Raw genomic sequence first — 24,634 nt, 5'->3', positions numbered from 1 at the left:
TCAAGAGCTCGGGGGAGGTGTCCGCCGGGCCCCGCCCCTCCCACGGAGCCCGGCCGGCGAAGGCGGTGCGGTCAGCCGCTCAGGGCGTCGAAGCGGCGGCCGAGGGCGGCGCGGCCGGCCTCGGTGAAGGCGCCGTGCAGACGCATCCGTGCGAGACCGCCGTCGGGGAAGACATCGAGCCGTACGTGGGTGGCGGTGACGGCCTGCGGCAGCGGGAAGCGGTGCGGGGTGTCGGGCTGGAGCCTGGTCTTCGGCAGGATCTCGAACCAGGAGGCCTCGTCGGACGGGTCGCCGTCGCACCCGGACAGGGCGGCCCAGCCCGCGGAGTTGCCCTTGAGGTAGGCGGTGTCGATCTCCACGGCGCGGATCTCGCCCTGCGCGGCGAGACGGAAGCGCACCCAGTCGTGGGTGCCCCTGACCCGGCGGCGGCGGTTCTCCCAGCCGTCGTCCATCTTGCGGGACAGATCGGGCTGGATGATCTGGGTGGGCGAGGAGTAGAAGCGGTCGGAGGCGTCCTCGACGGTGCCGCCGTGCATGACGGAGGCCAGGTCGAGGGTGCCGAGCACATCGAGCCACTCCGGGTCCGGCACGACCTCGCCGTGGACCCTCAGCCGCGCTATCCCGCCGTCGGGGTGCTGCTTGAGCCGCAGGTGGGTGAAGCGGCGCTCCACGGTGACCTCGAAGCCGTTGGCGGCGTGGCCACGGACGGGGGTGCGCGGGACCAGCTCCTCCCACTTCACCCCGTCGGCGAGCAGCTCCTCGGGGCCGGGGCTGCCGGGGAGCGCGGTGGCCTCCACGCTGACCTGCTGGGGGTAGTTGCCACGGAAGTGGGCGGTGTCGACGATGATCCCGCGGATCACGCCGGGCGCGGCGAGGCGTATCAGCGCCCAGTCGTGCTCGTCCTCGGCCGGGAAGGGGTGGTCGCCGTCGGTGCCGCGGCGGCGCCGGGTCTCCCAGCCGTCCATGATCTTGCCCTTGTGGCCGAAGTGTTCGGGGTCGAAGACCGCCGGAGTGGGCTTCAGCAGATTCTCGCGCTCGGCGAAGAACTCGTCGTTCGCGGCGATCACTCCGGCGCCGAAGCGGCGGTCGGCGAGATCGACGAGCGAGGTGAAGGGGAAGTCCCCGCCGCGGTAGTCGGCGTAGGGGTCTCCGCCACCGTACGGGGCGGCGTCGTTGGCGTGCGGATCAGTGGAGTCGGCGGCCGGGCTGGCGGTCATCGTTGCCTTTCGACGGAGGGGGAGGTGCGGACCGCTCCACGGTCGCAGCGGACCACCCCTCAGGTCCATCGAAAGTTTTTGAGGAATACGTTCAGCTGAACTGAATGGTCGGGTCTTCCGGCGTCTGGTCGGCGGCGGCCGCCTGCCGGAGCGCGGCCAGCACCCGGGCCGGCCCCGGCGCCCCTTCGGAGCCGCGCCGGGCGGCGGCGACCACATGGCGGCGCGGCTGGTCGGCGTGCAGGACCCGCAGCACCACTCCCCCGCCGCCGCGCCCGGCCCGTACGGCATCTCCCCCCGCCCCGCGCCCCACGGCGCCGAGACCGCCCGCCATCGCCATCCGGGGCACCAGCGCCACCCCCATCCCCGCCGCGACCATCGCCCAGATCGCGCTCCAGTCGGCGGCGGCATGGGCCTGCTCGGGCACGAACCCGGCGTTCTCGCAGGCGGTGGTGGTGATCTGCGACCAGGGCCCGCTGCTGCCGAAGATCCACGGTTCGTCCGCCAGATCGGCCAGCCGCAGCCCCGGCTCGGCGGCCAGCGGGTGACCGGCCGGCAGCGCCACGTCCAGCGGGTCGGCGAGCAGCGAGACCCGGCTGAACTTGGGGTCGCGCGGGGTGGGGGCGTGCGCGGCCAGCGACAGCGCCAGATCGACGCTGCCCTCCGCGAGCAGCTCGTAGGCGGCCTCCGCCTCCGCCTCCCGTACGGCGACCGACAGGCCCGGGTGGCTGCGGCGCAGCTCCTGGACGGCCGGGACCACCAGCGCGGGGATGGCGGTGGAGAACGCGCCGACCCGCACCTGCCCCGCCTCCCCCTGGAGGTAGCCGAGCAGGTCCGCGTCCGCGCGCTCCAGCTGGGCGAAGACCGCCTCGGCGTGCCGCAGCACCAGCTGCGCCGCGCCGGTCAGCCGCACCCGCCGGCCGTGTGCCTCCAGGAGCGTGACCCCGAGCGCCTTGGCCAGGCCGGTCAGCTGCTGGGAGACCGCCGAGGGCGTCATGTGCAGCGCCTCGGCGGTCGCGGTGACCGTGCCCAGCTCGTGGAGGGTGCGCAGGATGCGCAGCTTCTTGAGGTCCCAGTCGGCCATGCGGGCAGCGTACGCACCCGCCGCGGTCACCCGCCCGCGGGCGACGGCAGCCGGAGCCGGCAGCGGGAGCCGGCCGGATCAGCCGCGGCGGTTGGCCTCGCGGCGGGCGAGGATGGCGGCCTGGCGCTCGTCGAACTTCCGCGCCTGGCCGTCCAGACCGTCCATGAACAGCCCCAGCTCCTCCTGCGCCGCCAGCCCGGCCGGGCCGAGCCCGCCGATCTCCAGCACCTTCAGATGGCGCAGCACCGGCTGGAGCACATCGTCGTGGTGGATCCGCATGTTGTAGATCCCGCCGATGGCCATCCGGGCGGCCGAGCGCTCGAAGCCGGGCATGCCGTGGCCGGGCATCCGGAAGCCGGTGACGACGTCGCGCACCGCGCTCATGGTCTGGTCGGGCGCCATCTCGAAGGCCGCGCCGAGGAGGTTGCGGTAGAAGACCATATGGAGGTTCTCGTCGGTGGCGATCCGGGCCAGCATCCGGTCGCAGACCGGGTCGCCGGAGTGGTGGCCGGTGTTGCGGTGCGAGATCCGGGTGGCCAGCTCCTGGAAGGCGACGTACGCCACCGAGTGCAGCATGCTGTGCGCGTTGTCGGACTCGAAGCCCTCCGACATGTGGGCCATACGGAACCGCTCCAGCTCGACCGGGTCGACCGCACGGCTGGTGAGCAGATAGTCGCGCATCACGATGCCGTGCCGGCCCTCCTCGGCGGTCCAGCGGTGCACCCAGGTGCCCCAGGCGCCGTCGCGGCCGAAGAGGGTGGCGATCTCGTGGTGGTAGCTGGGGAGGTTGTCCTCGGTGAGGAGGTTGACCACGAGGGCGATCCGCCCGATGTCACTGACCTTGGACTGCTCGGGGTCCCACGCCTCGCCGTCCAGCGGCCCGGGGAAGTTGCGCCCGTCGCTCCACGGCACGTACTCGTGGGGCATCCATTCCTTGGCGATCTTCAGATGGCGGTTGAGTTCCTTCTCGACAACCTCTTCGAGCGCGTAGAGCAGCTGGGCGTCGCTCCAGGCGGCCTGGCCGAGCTCTCCGTTATGGCGGGCGGGGGCGATGGTCACGGGGGAACTCCTGGGGACGATGACCTACGGGTCCGTAGGTTTGACCTACGGACCCGTAGGTTACGTCATCGTAGGTTAGGACGGGTTAAACACCTCCCCCCGTTCAAACCGGTTGAAAAGCGCTCGTTAGCCGCCCGGCAACCCCTTTTTCACCTGCGGAAATATCCGAGTACGACAAAGGACGCCGCACGGTTCTTGTCACCGTCCGGCGCCCGGTCCGGGCATGACGAAGGGCGCCCCACGGTCGTGTGACCGTGGGGCGCCCTGAAGCGTCACTGGTGCCCGGCGTCAGCCCTCGGACTTGGCCTGCTTGCGGGGCTTGTCGCCCGCGACGACCAGCCCGGCGATGACCAGGAAGAGCACGATGGGTGCAGCGACATAGAGGCCGAGCGTCTCGATCACGCTCAGACCCGGACCCGGGTCGTCACCATCGTCGCGGGTGAGCGCAAACGCGGGGGACGACATCAGCAGCATCAGCGCGGTGCCGGCGGTGATGGTTCCGGCGCGCAGGACATTCTTATTGACCTTGTTGCTCACGAAGTCAACGTATCGGACGCCCCGGCGCCCTGCGCGCCCGGGGTGGCACAACCGGCGGACCCGGCCGGGCCAACACTGCTCAGCCGCCCGCTGCCCGGCTCCGGTGCAGCGTCACCGGGGCGAGCCGGCCCGGCCCGCGGGACTCCTCGACGGTGACCCGCACGGCGTCCGCGGTCACCGGCTGCCCGAGCGCCAGGATCCGCCGGTGCCCGATGGTCGTGCCCCGGGCGAGCGTCGTCCACGTCCCGCCGGCCCGCGCCTGTACGGAGAACCGCTCGACCCGCTGACCCTGGCGGATGTCCTCGGCGAGCCCGATCCGGTCGAAGGTCCAGGGCCCGGGTCCGGCCGCCCGCAGGTCCCTGCCGTAGGTCTCGCGTACGGCGGTCCCGAACGCGGTGAGCGAGGCGACGTCCCCGGCGGCGATCCGGCCGTCCCTGGCGGGCGGGACGTTCAGCAGCAGCGCGGCGTTGCGCCCCACGCTCTTCTCGTAGAGGTCCATCAGCTGTGCCGGGGTCTTGGGGTGTTCTCCGGGGTGGTGGAACCAGCCGGGGCGCAGCGAGACATCGGCCTCGGCCGGGTACCACTGGAGGTACTTGGTGGTGGGCGCGAGGAGCTTGGCGCGGGAGCCGATGTCGGGGTCGGTGGAGTCGTTCGGCAGTCCGCCGGCCATCACGGTCCAGGGGTCGTCGGCGGAGGGGGTGACGCTCCACTCCGTCTCCCGGGCGACGCCCTTCTCGTTGCCGACCCAGCGGGCGCCCTGCGGACCGGCGAAGACGACGGTGTCCGGGGAGAGCCGGTGGATCAGGCGGAACCACTGGGCGACGTCGTACTTCTGCGTGATGCCGGAGTCCGTCCAGGGGTTCGCGCCGTCCAGCCACAGCTCGTCGAGCGGGCCGTACTGGGTGAACAGTTCGTAGACCTGGTTGAGGTAGTAGGCGTCGTAGTCGTCCGCCCGGACATGAAAGACGGGCAGCCTGCCGCTGCGGACGGCGGCGGCGCGGTCGTCGCCGGGGACCAGGGTGGGGATGGTGCGCTCGGTGACCCTGCTGCCGTTGCCGAAGCGGCCCAGTCCGCGGGGCGCCCGGTCGCCGTCCTCCAGGGCGACCCGCTCGGGCAGGCTGAGCGGTGTGCCCTCCTGCTGTTTCCTGCGGATCTCCTCGACCCACTGCGCATGCCAGGCGTGCGGGAGTTCGGCGCCGTCGGAGGGCGAGAGGTAGATCCCGACCTTCAGTCCGGCCCTGCGGGCGGCCTTGACGTACGCACCGACGACATCGGGGCGGCCGGGGCTCGCCGCGACGGAGTGCGGGGTGTAGCGGCTCGGGTAGAGCACGAACCCGTCGTGGTGCTTGGCGGTGAGCATCACCTGCTCGGCGCCTGCCGCCTTGTATGCATGCATCCACTGGTCGGCGTCGATACGGGAGCGGCCGGAGACATCGAAGAGCTTCTCGTCCTCGGCGCCGGAGCCCCATTCACGGTCCGTGAAGGTGTTCATTCCGAAGTGGGTGAAGGCGGTGACCTCCCGTTGCTGCCAGGCGAGTTGCCCCTTGGCGGGGACGATATGGGCGGCCTTGTCGATGATCCGGGCGGGGGTGTCGCAGGGCTCGACGGCCATCTGGGAGGCGGGGCGTACGGGGCGGTCGCAGGGGCCGGCGGCGGTCGGCGGCGACTGGGCCAGGGAGCCGGTGACGGGGACGAGCGCGGCGGCCGCCGTGAGCGCGAGCACCCACAGCGTCCGCCGGGTGCGGCGAAGTTCCATGGTTCCCTCCAACTCGCCGACCACGTAAGGCGAATGGTCGGATGTCTGGATGGTGTCCACGGCATGGTGCCGGACAGCACGACGTACCGGAAGGGTGTGTGCAACGGCGGATTCCCGGGGTGTCCGACCCTGTTCCGCGGACCGGACTACCGTCTGCCGTCGGACAATTCCCGCATCAGCGCGTGCAGGCGGGGCGAGGCGGCCAGCTCCTCCAGGGTGTGCGGACGCCCGTCGGGGCCGGCGATCGGAAGCCGCCAGTTCGGGTATTCATCCCATGTCCCGGGGAGGTTCTGCGGGCGCCGGTCCCCCACCGCATCCGGCAGCCAGACACCCACCATCCGCGCCGGGGTACGCAGCAGAAAGCGGTGTACGGCCCTGACCGCCGCCTCCTCGTCGCCCGCCCCCTCGGGCAGCAGCCCGCGCCGCACCAACTCCCGCAGCCACTCGGCACGTTCGTACCGGGCGCGGGCATGCTCCCGCTCCGGCGGCCCGGCGAGCAGCCCGAGCCGTTCGCGCAGCTCGACGTCCTCGCCGGTCAGCCGGGCCGCGGTGGGCGGCAGATCGTGGGTGGTGACGGTCGCCAGACAGGCACTGCGCCACTCCTGGGGCGCCAGGATGCGGGCGGCGCCGGGCCCGTCGGCCGCGCCGGGCCCGTCGGCCACGTCGGCCCGCGGCGCGCCGCCCCCGGCCCCCCGCCGCTCCCCGTCCGCCGCCTCCCGCCCTCCCCCCTCGTCTCCCTCGTCTCCCTGGTCTCCCTGGTCTCCCTGGTAATCCCGCTCGAACCACAGCACCGACGTGCCCAGCACGCCTCGTCCGGCGAGCGCGCCCCGCACGCCCGGCTCGACGGTTCCCAGGTCCTCGCCGATCACCACGGCGCCGGCCCGGTGTGCCTCCAGGGCCAGCACCGAGAGCATCGCCTCACCGTCGTAGCGGACATAGGCGCCCTCCGTCGGCGGGCGGCCCTCCGGGACCCACCACAGCCGGAACAGCCCCATCACATGGTCGATACGCAGCGCCCCGGCATGCCGCAGCAGTCCGCGCAGCAGCTCCCGGTACGGGGCGTAGCCCGCGGCCGCCAGCGCGTCCGGCCGCCAGGGCGGCAGACCCCAGTCCTGGCCTCGGGAGTTGAAGGCGTCCGGCGGCGCCCCGATGGACATCCCGGCGGCGAAGTCGTCCTGCCGCGCCCAGGTGTCGGCGCCGGAGGGATGGACCCCGACGGCGAGGTCGTGCACCAGCCCGATGCCCATCCCGGCCTCCCGCGCGGCCCGTTGCGCGGCGGCCAGCTGCTGGTCGGTGAGCCAGACGAGCCGGCAGTGGAAGTCGATCCGGTCCAGCAGCTGCGGCCGCAGCCGGGCGGTGCCCGGGGAGCGTGGGCCGCGCAGTCCGGCGGGCCAGCGGCGCCAGTCGGGGCCGTGCCGCTCGGCTAGCGCACACCAGGTGGCGTGGTCCTCCAGCGCCTCGCCCTGCTCGGCGAGGAAGTCGCAGTACGCGGCCCGCCGCCCCGGGGTGAGCGGGACCGACCACACCAGCTCCAGGGCCTCGCGCTTGAGCGCCCAGACCGCGTCCCGGTCGATCAGCGCGCCCCCTTCGAGCACATCGGCGCGCAGCGCACGGGCCCGCGCTGCCAGCTCGTCGGCCCGTAAGCGCGCGGCGCCGGTGAGCTGGGCGTACTCCGGGATGTGTTCGATCCGCAGATGGACCGGGTCGGGGTAGCGGCGCGAGGAGGGCCGGTAGGGCGACGGGTCGGTGGGCGGGCCGGGGACGGCCGCATGCAGCGGGTTGAGCTGGACGAAGCCGGTGCCCAGGGCGCGCCCGGACCAGGCGGCCAGATCGGCGAGGTCACCGAGGTCGCCCATGCCCCAGGACTGCCGGGACAGCAGGGAGTACAGCTGCACCAGGAAGCCGTGGCTGCGGCCGGGCGGCGCGGGCACCCGGTCGGGCGCGACGATCAGCCGGGCGCGGCCGCCGCGGCCGTCGGGGGCCCGTGCGTGCAGCACATGGACACCCAGGGGCAGCCGGGCGAGCGCCGCCGGATCGGGCGCCCCCAGGTCTTCCGCGGCCCCGCCGTCCTCGGTCTCCACCCGCAGGACGGTGCCTTCGGGGAGACGGGCGAGGTCGGGCGGGCGGTCCGGGCGGGCGACGACGGTGCGGGGAAGCAGTGCGCGGCCCGCGCCGTCCTCGTACGCGGCCAGGGCGGCGCGTACGGCGTGCGGGGTCGACGCATCGACTCCCAGTGCGGCGAGCACGGCGACGACGGTGTCGTCGCCGATCTGGACGCTCCTGCCCGGCGAGGGTTCGTAGGAGGTGGCGATGCCGTGCAGCCGGGCGAGCCGCGCGCGGCCCATGGGTCCTCAGACCTCCATGGACTCCGTGCCCATGCCCGCGGCCGTCGGCTCGCTGGTCAGCGGCAGCTCGGCGGCGATCGGGACCTCACTGGTCAGCGGCGCGGCGTCGGCGAGCGGGGGCTCGCTGGTCAGGGGCGGCTCGACGAAGCTGTAGGAGCCGGAGCCGTCGAGGCCGGAATCGGGGTCGGACACCCCGTCGAAGATGTCGGGCTCCATCGTCGCACCTCCCGGTTTGGAGGACAGAGCGTCGAGGAGCAGCTGAGCGGATGCGGCCACGAGGGCCTCCCGTTCATCGGTAATGGGACACGTGGGCTCTACCCACTCGACACGATCGCAGACGCATCTGCTCACGAAACGTGACCCACGTCACATTATGCCTCACGCAGGCGATTTCACTGCGGGGAACAACGACAGGCGCAGAGAACGCGGAGAAACGGGGCATCGGGACGAAAGTTCTGCGGACCTGCGAGGCCGCGCACACCCGCCCGCGGCACCGGCCGCACCCCGCGCGCGGCCGGCCGTCCGGTACCCCCGCCGATGCCTGGTTGACACCCGAACCGCCACAATGGTGGGCTCACGGCCGAAGGTCTGTCCGAACGGGCATCGGCGGGAAAAACGGGGTTGCCGGTGCAGACCGGCAAGTGTGGGACGGGGACGAGGAGCAGCCGTGCGAGGCCGGGGCGTATGGAGCGTCGGAAGTATCGGTAGGAGCGGCAGGGGGAACGGCGCGGGCGCCCGTGCGCGGGTGGCAGGCACCACCGCGCTGGCCGCCGCGGTCATCGGAGGTCTGCTCGGCGGGGTACCCAGCGCCCAGGCGGCGCCCGCGGACCTCGCCATCGGCGCCCCCGACCAGCCGGAACGGCCGGCCGGCGCCGGGCAGGCGCCCGCCGTCTGGCCGCGCCCGCAGTCGATGCAGGAGCTCGGCGACGCCGTGCCGCTCGGCCGCGAGGCGACGCTGGTGGTCGCGCCGGACACCGATCCCTACGCGCTGGACGTGCTGCGGGGCCTGCTGCGGGACGCCGGGGTGCACACGGTGCACCGCACGGCCCCCGGAGACCGGCTGCCCGCGGCCGGGCCGGTGATCCGGGTCGGCGGCAAGCAGGCCGCGGACGCGCTGCGGGCACTGCGGGCACCGGCCCGCGGGGATCTGCCCGCCGGCGGCTACCGGCTCGCCGTGGGCAAGGTCGCAGGACGCGACACCGTCGCCCTCGACGGCGTCGGCCCCGACGGCCTCTTCCACGCCGCGCAGACACTGCGGCAGCTGGTCACCGACGGCGCACACCGAGAGCTGGCCTCGGTGGCCGTACGGGACTGGCCCGGCACGGCGGTGCGCGGCACCACCGAGGGGTTCTTCGGGCAGCCCTGGACCCAGGCCCAGCGGCTCGCCCAGCTGGACTTCATGGGCCGCACCAAGCAGAACCGCTATCTGTATGCGCCCGGCGACGACCCGTACCGCCAGGCCCGGTGGCGCGACCCCTACCCGGCCGACCGGCGCGCCGAATTCCGGGCGCTGGCCGAGCGGGCCAAGGCCAATCACGTCACGCTGGGCTGGGCCCTCGCGCCGGGCCAGGCGATGTGCCTGTCGTCCGAGGAGGACCTGCGGGCGCTGCGGCGCAAGGTGGACGCGATGTGGGCGCTGGGCGTGCGCTCCTTCCAGCTCCAGTTCCAGGACGTCAGCTACAGCGAATGGCACTGCGACACCGACGCGGAGACCTTCGGCAAGGGGCCACAGGCCGCGGCCCAGGCACAGGCCCGGGTCGCCGATGCGCTCGCCGACCATCTGGCACGGCGGTACCCGCAGGCCGAGCCGCTGTCGCTGATGCCGACCGAGTACTACCAGGACGGCTCGACGGCGTACCGCCGGGCGCTGTCCGATGCGCTCGGCGACCGGGTCGAGGTGGCCTGGACCGGCGTCGGCGTGGTCCCGCGGACCATCACCGGCGGGGAGCTGTCCACCGCCCGCCAGGCGTTCGGCCACCCGCTGGTCACCATGGACAACTATCCGGTCAACGACTACGCCCAGGACCGGATCTTCCTCGGCCCCTACCAGGGCCGTGAGCCGGCCGTCGCGACCGGCTCCACCGCGCTGCTCGCCAACGCCATGGAGCAGCCGCTCGCCTCCCGTATCCCGCTGTTCACGGCCGCCGACTACGCGTGGAACCCGCGCGCCTACCACCCGGCGCAGTCCTGGGACGCGGCCATCGACGATCTGGCGGGCGGCGATCCGCGGGCCCGTGCCGCGCTGCGCGCGCTGGCCGGCAACGCCTCGTCCTCGCTGCTGGACCGGACCGAGTCGCGCTATCTGCGGCCCCTGATCGACCGCTTCTGGAAGGCCCGCGAGGCGGCGGTCAACCACGGCCGGCCCGGCCGGGACCCGGATCTGGCCAAGGCGGCCAAGGCGCTGCGGGCCGCGTTCCACACCATGAGCACCGCGCCCCGGGACCTGCACTCGGACCTGGCCGCCGAGATCCGTCCGTGGGCCGAGCAGCTGGCCCGCTACGGCAGCGCCGGCGAACAGGCCGTGGACACGCTGATGGCACAGGCCGATGGCGACGGCGACGCCGCCTGGTCGGCCCAGCGCACGGTGGAGCGGCTGCGCGAGGCGTGCGCGCACAGCCCGGCGACGGTCGGCAAGGGGGTGCTGGCACCGTTCCTGGAGCGGGCGATGACCGAGGCCGACGCCTGGACCGGCGCCCGCCACGACACCACCCGGCCCGACGACGACACCGGCCCGACGTCCCTGACCGTCCCCTTCGAGCGGGCCCGCCCGCTGGCCGCGGTCACCGCGCTGACCGATCCGGGCGCGGCCGCCGGCGCCGTCTCCCTGGAGGCGCATGTCCCGGGTGAGGGCTGGCGCCGCCTCGACCGGCTCTCCGCCAGCGGCTGGACCGAGTCGAAGACGCCCCGGCTGCGCGCCGACGCGATACGGCTGACCTGGGCGAAGGGCGTGGACGTGCCGTCCGTGCACGCCTTCACCCCGTGGTTCGACGACACCCCGGCGGCCGGGCTCGAACTGTCCCGCAAGGAGTCGGACGCGCAGACCGGCGGCACCGCGACGGTGGACGCCCTGATCTTCTCCCGCCGCCCCGGCGACGTCCGCGAGAAGCTCACGGTCAAGGCACCCAAGGGCTTCACCGTGCACGCCCCCAAGGAGGTCACCGCACCGCGTGGCGGCACCGCCACGGTCCGCATCACGGTCGACGTCCCCGAGGGCACCCCCTCCGGGACGTATGAGATCCCGGTGGAATTCGGCGGCGCGCGGCAGACGCTGACCGTGCGGTCGTATCCGCGCACCGGCGGCAAGGACCTGGCGCACGGCACCGTCGCCACCTCCTCCGGGGACGAGACCGCCGACTTCCCGGCCTCGGCGGCCACCGACGGCAACCCCAGGACCCGCTGGTCCTCCACCGCCGAGGACGGCGCCTGGCTCCAGTTCGCGCTGGCCCATCCCACCCGCCTGGGCCGGCTCGTCCTGAACTGGCAGGACGCCTACGCCACCCGCTACCGCGTCCAGGTCTCGCCGGACGGCCGCAGCTGGCGCACGGCGGCCACGGTCCGGGACGGCAAGGGCGGCCGCGAGTCCGTCCGGATGGACGCCAAGGACGCCCGGTTCGTCCGCATCCAGGGCGACAAGCGGGCCACCCGCTTCGGCTACTCGCTGTGGTCGGTGGAGGCGTACGCGGTCACGGACCACAAGTGAACGGCGAGCGCGATGGCTGTCGTGGCGTGCCACGGGTGAACGGCGAGCGCGCTGACCGCCGTCGCGGGCCACGGGTGAACGGCGAGTGCCGTGACGGCCGTCGCGGGCCACGGGTGGGCCGTACGCCATGAAGGCTGCCGTCGCGCACCGTGGATGAACCCCACCACAGAGACGGTGCGGGCTGCCGTCGTGGGCGCCGCGAGACCCTCGTCACCACGGCGGTCGGCCATGGGGCGAGGGTCCGGCGGCGTCCGCCCCGGCCGGAGCGAGACGTTCGACACCACGGTCAGAGACGGAAAAACCCGGACCTACGCCGATACGGCCTCGATCCGGGCAAGGGCGTCATCCGCGCCGTACGGCTGCAAATACGGCAGCCAGCGCGGGTCCCGATGGCCCGTGCCGATGATCCGCCACGCCAGTCCTGACGGCGGGGCGGGCTGATGCCGCAACCGCCAGCCGATCTCGGCGACATGGCGGTCGGCCTTGACGTGGTTGCAGCGCCGGCAGGCGGCGACGACGTTTTCCCAGGTGTGCTGACCTCCGCGGCTGCGCGGGATGACGTGGTCGACGCTGGTTGCGACGCCACCGCAGTACATACAGCGCCCGCCGTCACGGGCGAACAGCGCCCGGCGGGTCAAGGGAACGGGGCCGCGAAAGGGCACCCGCACAAACCGCTTCAAGCGGACCACGCTCGGAGCAGGGATGACATGGGTCGCGCTGTGCATCAGGGCGCCGGACTCCTCAAGGCTCACAGCCTTCTCATTGAGTACGAGGATGAGCGCGCGGCGGAGCGGTACGACGCCGAGCGGCTCGTACGACGCGTTGAGGACCAGGACATGCGGCACGGGTGCCTCCTTGTACGCCGGCGGCGCGTGGCTCGCGCCGGGACGATCTCCCCACAGTGTCCCCCGGTGCCTGCGGAGAGCGCCACCATGACCGAGTAACGGGTCGGAGGTGTTTTCCACCACACACCGGCACGTCCGACCGGATTCGGCTCATTCCGGCCCCCGCACAACTATCCGACTCGAACAAGGGCGCGGACCGCTCCCGTTGCCCCGTTAGTGTGGATGGTCTGCCCGGTTCCTGCGGTCCCACCGAGGCCCGGGTCTGCTGTCCCACACGGAAGGTTCGACTGTGTTCTGGTCCGCTTCGCCGGTCGCCGCCGCGCCCCTGAGCGCCGTCCCGCCCGGCTCATCCGGCCCGACGTCGCTCGACGACGCCACTCAGAAGGCCACCAACGCCGCCGGCTGGGTGCAGGAGAACTGGGGGACGTGGCTCACGTCCGGCCTGCAAATCGTGCTGATCATCGTGATCGCGGTGGTGCTGCGGCATGTGATCCGCCGCACCATCACCAAGTTCATCGAGCGGATGAACCGCACCGCGGCCGCCGCCCAGGGCACCGCGCTGGGCGGGCTGCTCGTCAACGCCGAGAGACGCAGGCAGCGCTCCGAGGCCATCGGCTCGGTGCTGCGCAGCGTCGCCTCCTTCGTGATCATGGGCACCGCCGCCCTGACGGTGCTCTCCGTCCTGAAGATCAACCTGGCACCGCTGCTGGCCAGCGCCGGTGTGGCCGGTGTCGCCATCGGTTTCGGCGCCCGCAACCTCGTCACCGACTTCCTCTCCGGCGTCTTCATGATCCTTGAGGACCAGTACGGCGTCGGCGACGAGATCGACGCGGGCGTGGCCACCGGTACGGTCATCGAGGTCGGCCTGCGCGTCACCAAGCTGCGCGGCCCCAACGGCGCGATCTGGTACATCCGCAACGGCGAGGTCAAGCGGATCGGCAACCTGAGCCAGGGCTGGTCCACCGCCGCCGTGGACGTCGTGCTCGCCGCCGACCAGGACCTGGAACGCGCCCGCGAGACCATCACCCGGGCCGGCGAGGAGATGTCCAAGGCCGAGCCCTGGAACGAGCGGCTGTGGGAGCCGGTGGAGGTCCTCGGCCTGAGCGAGGTGCACCTCGACACGGTCACCATCAGCGTTTCGGCCAAGACCATGCCCGGCAAGGCCCTGGGCGTGGAGCGCGAACTGCGCTGGCGCATCAAGCACGCCCTGGACGCCGCCGGTGTCCACCTCGCCCCGCGCCCGGCCCCCGAGGACGAGGAAGAGGAAGCCGCGGACCCCGCCGCCGGCATAGCCGCCCCCTCGGCCCTCAACAACCCGCTGTCCCCGCAGTCCATGGCGACCAGCCCGATCACGTCGCCGTCGAAGATGGGGAAGTAGGCCGGTGATCCGGGCCTGAGGGCCCGGACCGCGCTGTGGAGGGGCGTACCGCCTCATCGTCGGTACGCCCCTTTTGTCGCGCTCTCCGGCGCGCCCCCTCCTCTCCCTGCCCCTCCCACCGCGCCCGTTCCGCCTCCCGCCGCGCCCGCCCGCGCAGGGGCAAGTCGCCGCGCCCCACCCATTGACGCCGCCCCGGCCCGCGGCCTACCTTCCTTTTCATCAATTGGAAGGTTTCCTAACAGATGCTGGCGGGCGTTCCGGCCGCCGGGCGAACGGGGTGACGGTCATGGCCGGTGGGCAGAGCGCGCAGGGGACGCCCGGGACGCCGCGGGTGTTGCGGGTCATGAACGACCGGGCGGCGCTCGATCTGCTGGTGTCGCAGGGCCCGCTGACCCGTACGCAGATCGGGGAGCTGACCGGGCTGTCCAAGCCCACCGCCTCGCAGCTGCTGGCGCGGCTGGAGGCCGCGGGGCTGGTGCGGACCACCGGGAATGTGACCGGACGGCCGGGGCCCAGTGCGCAGTTGTACGAGATCAACCCGACGGCGGCGCATATCGCCGCGCTGGCCGTCGATCAGCTGGGGATCACGGCCGCGGTCGCCGACATCACCGGACAGGTGCTCGGGGAGGAGCGGGTCGACACCGGCGCCGTTGCCGAGGACGCGCCCCACCGGACGGCGCAGCTGGTCGCGAGGGCCGTCGACGGGGCGCTGGCCAAGGCCGGGCTGGGGCGCGAGGAGCTGCACGGGGCGGTGATCGGCACACCCGGTGCACTGGACCCGCAGACCGGGCGGCTGCGCTATGCGCCGCATCTGCCGGGCTGGCACTCGCGGGCGCTGAAGGAAGAGCTGGCCGAGGTGCTGGGCACGCCGATCACGATCGAGAACGATGTGAATCTGGCGGCGGTCGCCGAACAGCACGACGGGGCCGCCCAGGACTTCGACGACTTCGTGCTGGTGTGGGCCGACGAGGGGGTCGGCGCCGCCATCGTGCTGGGCGGTCAGCTGCTGCGCGGGGCCACCGGCGGCGCGGGCGAGATCGGCTATATGCCGCTGCCCGGCGCCCCGTTGGCCCGTGGCGGGGACCACAGCGCCGCACAGGCGGACGCCGGCGGCGGCTTCCAGCGGCTCGTCGGCTCGCCCAGCGTGATCGAGCTGGCCCGGGAGTACGGGGTCGCCGGGGTCCGGACGGTCGCCGGGGCGATGGCGCATGACGAGGTCCGTGCCGAGATCGCGCGGCGGCTGGCGACCGGGATCGCGGCGGTGGTCGCGGTCGTCGACCCACGGCTGGTGGTGCTCTCCGGCGAGGTCGCCCAGGCCGGTGGGGAGACGCTGCGCGCCCTGGTCGAGGAGGAGTTCACCGGGCTCGCACTGCCCCGCCCCACGCTGCGGCTGAGCCATATCGACGGCCCTGCGATCCTCATCGGCGCGCTGCGGACGGCGCTCGCGGACGCGCGCGAGGCGGTGTTCCACACCGGCTGAGCGCCACGCCCCGGGGCACGGTGCCGTCGCCCGGACCGGCCGTATGTGCCCTTGCCGGACTGCCGCACGTGTCGTTGCCGGGCCGGCCGTACGGAGCCGCCGCCGGGACCCGGCGCACGGGCCGTTGCCGGACCCGCCGCACGGAGCACCACCCGCGTCACTTCCCACTCCCTCCGCAGTAAAGGAAGGCCGCCATGCCGATTCCCCGTCTGCGTATCTGGTTGTCGACGGCGCTGGCCGGTGCCGGGCTGCTCGTGCCGGGCTGCGCCAACCCCGGCGTCGGCAGTGCGCACGACGATCCGGCCGCGCCGGTCACGCTCACGTTCTGGCACGGCTGGTCCACCGCCGGCGAAAGGAAAGCGATCGACGACAGCGTCGCCCGCTTCGAGAAACGTCACCGCAATATCACGGTGAAAGTGGTGCCCAATGTCACCGACGAGACGATGAACCAGGCGCTGCGGGCCGGCGGGGACGACGCACCCGATGTGGTGTCGTCGTTCACCACCAACAATGTGGGGCAGTACTGCTCGTCGGGCATGTGGGTGGACCTCGATCCGTTCCTGAAGAAGACCGGGGTGGACAAGGCGAAGGTCTTCCCCAAGACCTTTCTGGATTACACGAGTTACCAGGGCGAGCAGTGCGCACTGCCGCTGCTCGCCGATTCCTACGGGCTCTACTACAACCAGGACGCGTTCAAGAAGGCCGGGATCACCCGGCCCCCGCACACCATGTCCGAGCTGAAACGGGACGCCGTCAAACTCACCCGGCGGGACAGGAACGGCGCGTACCGACAGGTCGGCTTCATGCCCGACTTCCGCCTCTACCAGAACAGCCCGGACCGGATGTTCGCCCAGTGGGGGCCGGTCTACTTCGACAAGAACGGGAAGTCCCGGCTCGCCGGGGATCCAGCGAGCCAGGAATTCTTCACCACCGCACGCGAGTTGATGGACGCCCAGGGCGGCTACCGGCCGCTGGAGAAATTCCGGACCACCTTCGGCGACGAGATGTCCGCACAGAACGCCTTTCTGACGCAGAAGCTGGCCATGCACATGGACGGCGAGTGGCGCGGACTGATGCTCCGCCGGGCAAAGGCCCGCTTCGCCTGGGGCACCGCGCCGATGCCGGTGCCGGACGACCGGGCGGACACCTACGGCCGCGGCTATCTCACCGGGACCGTCGCCGGTATCGCGCACAGCAGCCGGCACCAGAACGCGGCGTGGGAGCTGGTGAAATTCCTGACCGTGAACACCGATCAGGTGGTCCGGTTCGCCAATGCCATCCATAACGTGCCGTCGACGCGTGCGGCACTGAAATCGCCCCGGCTGGACACCGATCCGACGTTCCGCACCTTCCTCGATATCGCGCGGAATCCGCACAGCGTGGCACTTCCGCCGTCCGTCAACGGCGGGCAGTACGTCACCGCGCTCCAGGACTTCTCCTACCGCGTCGAGGCCGGACAGGTCCACGATCTCGACGCGGGCCTGCGCGGACTCGACGCCCAGATCGACTCCGACACCCTTCAGTCCGAGAACTGACGGAGAACCGCCATGGCATCCACCGGCCTCGTGCCTCCCGCACTACGACGAAAGCGCACCCGCGAGCGGCTGCGTACCCTCGGATTCCTCTCCCCCTGGCTCGTCGGCTTCACGGTCTTCTTCGGTTATCCGCTGATCGCCACCGTCTACTTCTCGTTCGTGCACTACAACCAGATCGAGCCCCCGGAATTCGTGGGGCTGCGGAACTGGAAATACGTGCTGACGCAGATGCCGCTGTTCGGGCCCGCACTGTGGAACACCCTGTGGCTGGTCGTGGTGATGGTCGCGCTGCGGGTGGTCTTCGGACTGGGCATCGGCATCCTCGTCACGAAAATAAAGTCGGGGCCCGGCCTGTTCCGTACGGCCTTCTATCTGCCGTATCTGGCGCCTCCGGTGGCGGCCACCGTGGCGTTCGTCTTCCTGCTCAATCCCGGCACCGGGCCCGTCAACGAAATCCTCGGAGCGGTCGGCCTCCCCGCGCCCTCCTGGTTCAACGACCCCGGATGGGCCAAACCGTCCCTGGTGATGCTGTCCCTGTGGGGCATCGGCGACCTGATGGTGATCTTCATGGCGGCGCTGCTGGACGTCCCCAGGGAGCAGTACGAGGCCGCCGAGCTGGACGGGGCCGGCGCCTGGGGGAAGTTCCGCTATGTCACCTGGCCGTTCCTCACGCCGATCGTGATGTTCGCGGTGGTCACCGGCGTCGTCCAGACCATGCAGTACTACACCCAGGCGCTGGTCGCCGGAAAGCTCGCCTCCGGCGTCTCCATCGGCCCCGGCACGGTCATCCAGCCCGGCTACCCGGACCACTCCACCCTCACCGTCCCGCAGCTCGTCTACTCCCTGGGCTTCCAGAACTTCAACACCGGCGCGGCGTGTGCGCTCTCCCTCGTGCTGTTCGTCATCGCCATGGCCGTCACCACCCTGCTGCTGCGCAAGCGCGCCGGCCTGCTCCCGGCGGAGGACTGATCCGAGATGACCACCACGACCCTCACCACGCGCCGCGCCCCGTCCCGCAGCGGCACCACCGGGGACCCGGCCGCCCGCGCCCGTGCCCGCCGCACCCGGCTGCTGCACTGGATCGCCGTCCACACCGTCGCCGTCGCCGCCGCGCTCTTCTTCGTGCTGCCGTTCGTGTTCGTCTTCCTCACCTCTGTGATGAGCGACGACCAGGCGATGAGCGGCGAGTTGTGGCCCCACGAGTGGCACTGGTCCCACTACGTCACCGTCTTCCGGACCCCCGGATTCCTGGACTGGTGGAAGAACTCCCTGCTGTACGCGGGACTGGGCACCCTCTTCACCGTCTGCTCGGCCGTCCCCGTCGCCTATGCCCTCGCCAAGTTCCGCTTCCGCGGCCGGCGTACCGCGCTCCTTCTGGTCATCTCCACGATGATGCTGCCGCCGCAGGTCGTCGTGATCCCGATGTATCTGGTCTGGGCGCAGCAGCTGCATCTGGCCGGCTCGCTGTGGCCGCTGATCATCCCGATGGCGTTCGGCGACGCGTACTCGATCTTTCTGCTGCGGCAGTTCCTGCTGACCATCCCGCAGGAGTACCTCGAATCGGCGAAGGTCGACGGCTGCGGTGAGCTGCGCACCCTGCTCCAGATCATCGTGCCGATGGCCAGGCCCGGTATCGCCGCCATCGCCCTCTTCCAGTTCTTCTCCTGCTGGAACGACTACTTCGGCCCGCAGGTCTACGCCGCACAGAACCCGGCCTCCTGGACGCTCTCCTACGGGCTGGAGTCCTTCAAGAGCGCCCACAGCGTCAACTGGAACCTCACCATGGCCGCGACGGTGCTGGTCATGGCGCCGGTCCTGCTCGTTTTCTTCTTCGCACAGAAGGCCTTCGTCGAAGGCGTCACGCTCACCGGAGTGAAGGGCTGATCCTGCATGCCGTCTCCCGAGGGACGCACCCCGCACCCCCGCCTCAAACTCGCCGTGATCGGCGGCGGCTCCACCTACACCCCCGAACTCATCGACGGCTTCGCGCGGCTGCGTGACGTCCTGCCGCTGGAGGAACTCGTCCTCATCGACCCGGCCGCCGACCGGCTGGAGCTGGTGGGCGGCCTGGCCCGGCGGATCTTCGCCAAGCAGGGGCACCCGGGCCGGATCTCCTGGACCGGCGACCTGGACGCCGGGGTCGACGGCGCGGACGCCGTGCTGCTGCAACTGCGCATCGGCGGCCAGGCCGCCCGCAACCAGGACGAGACCTGGCCGCTGGAGTGCGGCTGCGTCGGCCAGGAAACCACCGGTGCCGGCGGCCTCGCCAAGGCGCTGCGCACCGTCCCCGTCGTCCTCGACATCGCCGAACGCGTACGCCGCCGCAACCCCGGCGCCTGGATCGTCGACTTCACCAACCCCGTCGGCATCGTCACCCGGGCACTGCTCACCCACGGCCACAAGGCCGTCGGGCTGTGCAATGTCGCCATCGGCTTCCAGCGCACCTTCGCCGCACTGCTGGGCGTCTCCCCCGGCCAGGTCGAGCTGGAACACGTCGGCCTCAACCACCTCACCTGGGAGCGGGCGGTACGCGTCGGGGGCGAGGACGTCCTCCCCCGGCTGCTGGCGGAACACGGCGACGCCCTCGCCGACGACCTGCGCATGCCGCGCCCGCTCCTCGACCGCCTCGGCGTCGTCCCCTCCTACTACCTGCGCTACTACTACCAGCACGACGCGGTCGTACGGGAGTTGCGCAGCAAGCCCTCCCGCGCCGCGGAGGTCGCCGCCATCGAGCAGCAGCTCCTGGGCATGTACGGCGACCCGGCACTCGACGAGAAGCCGGAGCTGCTGTCCCGGCGCGGCGGCGCCTTCTACTCGGAGGCCGCGGTGGCGCTCACCTCCTCCCTCCTGCGCCACACCCAGGACACCCAGATCGTCAACGCCCTCAACCGCGGCACCCTGCCCTTCCTGCCCGACGACGCGGTGATCGAGGTGCCCGCGACCGTGGACTCCACGGGCGCCACCCCTCTTCCCGTACGCCCCCTGGAACCGCTGTACGCCGGACTGGTCGCGAACGTCACCGCCTACGAACACCTCGCCCTGGAGGCCGCGCTGTGGGGCAGGGACGGCCGGAAGGCCGACCGGGCCGGGGCGCGCAACGCCGTCTTCTCCGCCCTGCTCGCCCACCCCCTCATCGGCCAGGCCGACTACGCGGACCGGCTCACCGACGCACTGATCGCGCACAACCGGGAGCACCTCACGTGGGCCTGACCGGCACGGCGCTCGCCATCGACGCGGGCAACAGCAAGACCGACGTGGCGCTGGTGACCGCGGACGGCGGACTGCTCGGGACGGCCCGCGGCGGTGGTTTCCAGCCACCTGTGGTGGGCGTCGGCCCGGCGGTCGGCGTCCTGGCACCGCTGGTGCGGTCGGTCCTGGACCAGGCCGGGCTGACGGGCCCCGTCGAGCACCTCTCCGCCTTCCTCGCCAACGCCGACCTCCCGGTCGAGGAGGCGGACCTGACCGCGGAGGTCGCGGGCCGGGGATGGGCGCGCACGGTGAGCGTCCGCAATGACACCTTCGCGCTGCTGCGGGCCGGGCTGCCGGACGACGGGGAGCCGGTGGGCGTCGCCGTGGTGTGCGGGGCGGGCATCAACTGCGCAGGGCTCGGTCGCCAGGGGGCCGTCGCGCGCTTTCCGGCCCTCGGCCGCATCTCCGGTGACTGGGGCGGCGGTTCCCACCTCGCCGACGAGGCGCTGTGGTGCGCGGCCCGCGCCGAGGACGGCCGCGGCGAACCGACCGGGCTGGCCCGCGCGCTGCCCGCCCACTTCGGCCTGACCACCATGCCGGAGCTGATCGAGGCCCTCCATCTGCGGATCCTCCCCGACCACCGCCGCCACGAACTGACCCCGCTTCTCTTCGCCGTCGCGGCTTCCGGCGACCCGGTCGCCCGCGGCATCGTGGTCCGCCAGGCGGAGGAGATCGCCCTGCTGGCCGCCATCGCCCTGGAACGCCTCGGCCTCCTCGGCGAACCGGCCCCGGTGGTCCTGGGCGGCGGCGTCCTGGCGGCCCGCCACCCCCTGCTCCACGACCAGATCACCCGGCTCCTCTCGGAGCGCGCCCCCAAGGCGGTCCCCCATGTGGTCACCGCCCCTCCGGTACTGGGCGCGGCCCTCGACACCCTGGACCGCACGGGGGCGGAGCCGGGCGCTTACGGGCGGTTGAGGGGAGCTTGGGGGTAGGGCGGGGCGGGCGTGTCGGGGGCTTCCCCGGCGATCAGTCGTCCAGCGGAAGCGCGAGGTCCCGTACGTGTCCGGCGAGGAGGAGGACCGCAGCGTCCACGGCGGCCTGGGGGTCCTGGGCACGGATGGCGTCGGCGAGGCGGGAGTGCGGATCGTCGGGGGCCGCGGTGGCGGTGTCCAGGCAGGCGGCGCGGCGGAGCTCCTCGCGCAGGGCGGCGCTCAGGGAGCGGTAGATGTCGGCGAGGACGGGGTTGTCGCTCGCCTCGGCGACCAGGACGTGGAACTCGGCGTCGGCGGCGGTGAACGCCTCGCTCTCGTGCGTGGCGAGGGCGGCCCTGCGGCGGGCCAGCGCGGCTTCGATACCGGCGAGTTGGGCGTTCGTACGGTGCTTGGCGGCCTGGCGGGCGGCGACCACGTCGAGGCCCTGGCGGACCTGGGTGACATGGCTGAGCTCGGCGCGTTCGAGGCGGCGGCGGAGGGCGACCGCGCTGTCGTCGTCGGAGATCACGAACGTGCCGTCGCCCTGCCGGGGCTCCAGGAGGCCGGAGTGCACCAGGGACCGTACGGCTTCGCGGACCGAGGCGCGGCTGACCCCGAGGGTTTCGGAGAGCGCGCTCTCGGGCGGGATACGGCTGCCCACCGGCCAGCTGCCGTTCACGATCTGCGTGCGGATCTCGTCGGTCGCGGTCTCCACGAGCGACACCCTGCCCTTGCGGACCGACTGCACGAGATCACTCCCCCTCTTCGGCGCGGTGTCCGGAGGCGCGGTGTCCGGGCTCCGGCATCGCCTGATGTCTGATGACTCTCCCGTCCACTCTAGAGGGTGGTGGCGGGCCCCGCCGTGGATCGCGATCCGAACAAGATCGGGGCAATCGCGGTGTGTGTGTCAGCGGCTACGGACATACTGCTGCCCATGCACCAGTCCTTCTCGTGAGCGCTCCCGGGCGCCCGGCGCGGGGGCCGGTCCCGAAGTCAGCGCCCAGGGGGAGGTTCCGTGTCGGCCACCAGCGTGTCGTCCACCCATGCGTCACCGCCCGTCACGGGACGCAAAACGGCCTGGGCCGAGGGGCTGGACGAGCTGCGCGCCGCGGCGACGACCGAGCCGGGCAGGCTGCGGGTGATCGGTGCCTTACTGGCCCTGCTGGTGGTGGTGTTCGGCGCGGTCACGGCCTGGCAGATCGCGGACCGGGCGGCGGCCGCGGACGACGTGGTGACGCACAGCCAGCCGCTGACCTCGGACGCGGCGAGCATCTACCGGTCCCTGGCGGACGCCGACACGACGGCCGCGGCGGGCTTTCTGGCGGGTGACAAGGAGAGCGTGGCGACGCGTGAGCGGTACGCCACCGATATCTCCACGGCCTCCGCGCTGCTGGTCAAGGCCGCGGCCAACAGCGGGGGTTCGGACGGTGCGGGCGCGCAGATAGCGAAGCTCAACAGCCGGCTGCCGCGCTATACGGGGCTGGTGGAGACGGCGCGGGCGAACAACCGGCAGGGGCTGCCGCTGGGCGGTGCGTATCTGCGGTACGCCAATGAGCAGATGCGCAAGGAACTCCTCCCGGCCGCACGGGCGTTGTACGACGCGGAGACGGACCGGCTGGCGGCGGACTACGGCGCGGCGGAGGCGCGGCCGTGGTTCGCGCTGGCGGCGGGAGTGGTGGCGATCGGTGCGCTGGGGTGGGCGCAGCGGCGGCACTACCGGCGCACGAACCGGGTGTTCAACCGGGGCCTGCTGGCGGCGACGGCCGCGTCCGTCGTGGTGTTGGTGTGGCTGGCGGCGGGGCATACGGTGGCGCGTGCGGCGCTGACCGGTTCGTACGAGCACGGCGCCCGGTCGCTGCGGGTGCTCAACGAGGCACGGATCGATGCGCTACAGGCGCGCGGGGACGAAAATCTGACGCTGGTGGCGCGCGGTGCGGTACTGACCGACGGCCAGGAGGATTTCTACGAGGCCGGTTTCCGTTCCGGGATGGCGGATCTGGCGGGCGGGGGCGAGCACGGTGCGGCGGCGAAGAGCAGGCTGGGAGCGGCGCTGGCCCTGGCCGACGACGAGGCGGGACGGCGTCCGGTGCGTACGGCGCTGACGCAGGTGCGGCAGTGGCAGGTGCGGCACGGCGCGGCGCGGGCCGCGGACGACCAGGGCGATTACGAGCGGGCGCTGGCCAAGGTGATCGGCACGGGCGGGTCGACCGGGGAGTCCTTCGACCGGGTGGCTGCCGGGCTCCAGCAGGCGCTGGTGCATGAGCAGGAGGAGTTCCGGTCGGCGGCGGACTCCGGGCGCGGGGCGCTGGGCGGGCTGCCGGTGGGGGCCGGGGTGCTGGCGGGGCTGGCGGCGGTCGGCGCGGTGCTGGGGATCGGCCGCAGGCTGGCGGAGTACCGGTGATGAGGCCTGGCGAGAGGGGCATACGGGTGCGCGCGCGAGACCTGGTGAATCTGCGTGCCGTCCTGGCGCCGGTCGCGGCCGGGGTGTGTGTGATGGCGGCGACCGCCGCCGTGCTGGTGCCGGCGCTGGGCGGCGACGCGGAGCGGGCCGGCCGCGGTCATGGCGGGGTCTCGTCACCCACGGCGACGCACCGGGCGTACGGCCCGGGGGCGGCGCCGGCCACTCCGGCCGTCGCACCGTGCACGGCGCAGAACGCCGCGGAGAGTCTGCGGCCGTCGCCGGACGACGGTACGGCCGTGACGCGGATCAAGGAGAAGGGCCAGCTGGTCGTCGGGGTCGACCAGAACACCTACCAGTGGGGGTACCGCAATCCGGCGACCGGCACGCTCCAGGGCTTCGACATCGATCTGGCGCGGGCGATCGCCGAGGACATCCTGGGGCCGCACCCCAAGGTGGTCTTCAAGGCGGTGCCGACCAACCAGCGGATTCCGGCGCTGCGGAAGCGGTCGGTCGACATGGTGGTGCGGACGATGACGATCAACTGTGCGCGGAAGCGGCAGGTGGCGTTCTCGACCTCGTACTTCCAGGCGGGGCAGCAGGTGCTGGCCCCGGTCACCTCCAAGATCAAGGCGTTCGACGATTCGCTGCGGGGCAAGCGGGTGTGCACGGCGGCGGGTTCGACGGGCGAGACCGAGCTGACGGCGCAGCGGCACGGCGCGAAAGTGCTGACGGTGCCCAGCCAACTCGACTGTCTGGTGCGGCTCCAGCTGGGCCAGGCGGATGCGGTGGTCACGGACAGCGCGCTGGCGGCGGCGCAGGCGGCGCAGGATCCGGCGGTGGAGCTCAAGGGCGAGCCGTTCACGGACGAGTCGTACGGCGTGGCGATGAACAAGGACGACACGGATCTGGTGCGGCGGGTGAACAAGGTCCTGGACGACTACCGGGGCGGCGGTGCCGACAGCCGCTGGATGAAGGCGTACCGCACCTGGCTGAAAGCCGATCTGCCGGGCATATCGGGGCCGCCGTCGCCGGAGTACAGCGACTGAACGCTCCTTGGAGCGGAGTACCGCCACTGGGCGCCACGGGAGGGCCGGATGCCGTCACTATGGAACAGGACGTGGGAGGAGCAGACCGCAGCGG

19 protein-coding genes are annotated in these 24,634 nt (G+C 72.4%); 10 read left to right on the top strand and 9 right to left on the bottom strand.

The annotated features are described in order from the left end of the window. Nucleotides 1–71 precede the first annotated feature (71 nt). The 7 genes from alc to IF67_RS0110240 all read right to left on the bottom strand — a co-directional run bounded on the left by alc (nt 72) and on the right by IF67_RS0110240 (nt 8,271). Nucleotides 72–1,217 (bottom strand): allantoicase, encoded by a 1,146-nt coding sequence (gene alc / locus IF67_RS0110270; RefSeq protein ID WP_030984336.1) that lies wholly within the window; start codon nt 1,215–1,217, stop codon nt 72–74. Nucleotides 1,218–1,308: 91 nt separating this feature from the next. Beyond that, entirely contained in the window at nt 1,309–2,298 is a 990-nt protein-coding gene (locus IF67_RS0110265) for a LysR family transcriptional regulator (RefSeq protein ID WP_030984334.1), read from the bottom strand. Between the two features lie 78 nt (nt 2,299–2,376). After that, nucleotides 2,377–3,357: an acyl-ACP desaturase gene (locus IF67_RS0110260; protein ID WP_030984332.1), complete on the bottom strand. Its 981-nt coding sequence runs from the start codon at nt 3,355–3,357 to the stop codon at nt 2,377–2,379. A gap of 288 nt (nt 3,358–3,645) precedes the next feature. Then, complete coding sequence (locus IF67_RS0110255; protein WP_030082152.1) at nt 3,646–3,894, bottom strand: hypothetical protein; 249 nt, start codon at nt 3,892–3,894, stop codon at nt 3,646–3,648. Between the two features lie 79 nt (nt 3,895–3,973). Then, the gene (locus IF67_RS0110250) at nt 3,974–5,650 is read right to left on the bottom strand and encodes an alpha-L-fucosidase (RefSeq protein WP_051817861.1); all 1,677 of its coding nucleotides are present in this window, start codon (nt 5,648–5,650) and stop codon (nt 3,974–3,976) included. A gap of 146 nt (nt 5,651–5,796) precedes the next feature. Next, a complete protein-coding gene (malQ, locus tag IF67_RS0110245) occupies nt 5,797–7,995 on the bottom strand; it encodes a 4-alpha-glucanotransferase (RefSeq protein WP_030984328.1) in 2,199 nt (732 codons plus the stop codon). 6 nt (nt 7,996–8,001) lie between these two features. Then, nucleotides 8,002–8,271 (bottom strand): hypothetical protein, encoded by a 270-nt coding sequence (locus tag IF67_RS0110240; RefSeq protein WP_026169402.1) that lies wholly within the window; start codon nt 8,269–8,271, stop codon nt 8,002–8,004. Nucleotides 8,272–8,740: 469 nt separating this feature from the next. Here IF67_RS0110240 and IF67_RS0110235 point away from each other — a divergent pair, with 469 nt between their 5' ends. Next, the gene (locus IF67_RS0110235; RefSeq protein ID WP_030984323.1) at nt 8,741–11,695 is read left to right on the top strand and encodes a beta-N-acetylglucosaminidase domain-containing protein; all 2,955 of its coding nucleotides are present in this window, start codon (nt 8,741–8,743) and stop codon (nt 11,693–11,695) included. A 308-nt stretch (nt 11,696–12,003) separates the two neighbouring features. Here IF67_RS0110235 and IF67_RS0110230 read toward each other — a convergent pair whose 3' ends face one another. Continuing rightward, on the bottom strand, nt 12,004–12,540 hold the full coding sequence (locus tag IF67_RS0110230; protein WP_030984321.1) for an HNH endonuclease: 537 nt from the start codon (nt 12,538–12,540) through the stop codon (nt 12,004–12,006). A gap of 289 nt (nt 12,541–12,829) precedes the next feature. Here IF67_RS0110230 and IF67_RS0110225 point away from each other — a divergent pair, with 289 nt between their 5' ends. The 7 genes from IF67_RS0110225 to IF67_RS0110195 all read left to right on the top strand — a co-directional run bounded on the left by IF67_RS0110225 (nt 12,830) and on the right by IF67_RS0110195 (nt 21,114). Then, nucleotides 12,830–13,918: a mechanosensitive ion channel domain-containing protein gene (locus tag IF67_RS0110225; protein WP_030984319.1), complete on the top strand. Its 1,089-nt coding sequence runs from the start codon at nt 12,830–12,832 to the stop codon at nt 13,916–13,918. A gap of 286 nt (nt 13,919–14,204) precedes the next feature. After that, complete coding sequence (locus tag IF67_RS0110220) at nt 14,205–15,398, top strand: ROK family protein (RefSeq protein WP_420708633.1); 1,194 nt, start codon at nt 14,205–14,207, stop codon at nt 15,396–15,398. 194 nt (nt 15,399–15,592) lie between these two features. After that, complete coding sequence (locus IF67_RS0110215; RefSeq protein ID WP_030984315.1) at nt 15,593–16,933, top strand: ABC transporter substrate-binding protein; 1,341 nt, start codon at nt 15,593–15,595, stop codon at nt 16,931–16,933. A 12-nt stretch (nt 16,934–16,945) separates the two neighbouring features. Beyond that, complete coding sequence (locus IF67_RS0110210; protein WP_030984314.1) at nt 16,946–17,902, top strand: carbohydrate ABC transporter permease; 957 nt, start codon at nt 16,946–16,948, stop codon at nt 17,900–17,902. Nucleotides 17,903–17,908: 6 nt separating this feature from the next. Further along, a complete protein-coding gene (locus IF67_RS0110205) occupies nt 17,909–18,817 on the top strand; it encodes a carbohydrate ABC transporter permease (RefSeq protein ID WP_030984312.1) in 909 nt (302 codons plus the stop codon). Nucleotides 18,818–18,823: 6 nt separating this feature from the next. Further along, the gene (locus IF67_RS0110200) at nt 18,824–20,143 is read left to right on the top strand and encodes a 6-phospho-beta-glucosidase (protein ID WP_051817859.1); all 1,320 of its coding nucleotides are present in this window, start codon (nt 18,824–18,826) and stop codon (nt 20,141–20,143) included. Then, complete coding sequence (locus IF67_RS0110195; protein ID WP_030984308.1) at nt 20,134–21,114, top strand: N-acetylglucosamine kinase; 981 nt, start codon at nt 20,134–20,136, stop codon at nt 21,112–21,114. Before IF67_RS0110200 ends, IF67_RS0110195 begins: the two co-directional genes overlap by 10 nt. A gap of 34 nt (nt 21,115–21,148) precedes the next feature. Here the strand turns inward: IF67_RS0110195 and IF67_RS0110190 are convergent, their stop codons facing one another. Further along, the gene (locus tag IF67_RS0110190) at nt 21,149–21,841 is read right to left on the bottom strand and encodes a FadR/GntR family transcriptional regulator (RefSeq protein WP_030984307.1); all 693 of its coding nucleotides are present in this window, start codon (nt 21,839–21,841) and stop codon (nt 21,149–21,151) included. Nucleotides 21,842–22,108: 267 nt separating this feature from the next. Here IF67_RS0110190 and IF67_RS0110185 point away from each other — a divergent pair, with 267 nt between their 5' ends. Both IF67_RS0110185 and IF67_RS0110180 read left to right on the top strand, forming a co-directional pair. Next, nucleotides 22,109–23,494, top strand: coding sequence for a hypothetical protein (locus IF67_RS0110185; RefSeq protein WP_420708631.1), 1,386 nt, complete (start codon nt 22,109–22,111; stop codon nt 23,492–23,494). Continuing rightward, nucleotides 23,494–24,540, top strand: coding sequence for a glutamate ABC transporter substrate-binding protein (locus IF67_RS0110180; RefSeq protein ID WP_051817857.1), 1,047 nt, complete (start codon nt 23,494–23,496; stop codon nt 24,538–24,540). The genes IF67_RS0110185 and IF67_RS0110180 overlap by 1 nt, the downstream gene beginning before the upstream one ends. The last annotated feature ends 94 nt before the right edge of the window (nt 24,541–24,634 follow it).

Source organism: Streptomyces sp. NRRL S-1813 (assembly GCF_000719605.1).
GTDB classification, from domain to species: Bacteria; Actinomycetota; Actinomycetes; order Streptomycetales; family Streptomycetaceae; genus Streptomyces; species Streptomyces decoyicus.
Note: the sequence above shows the minus strand (reverse complement) of the source record. Positions and strands in the feature narration are given on the sequence as shown.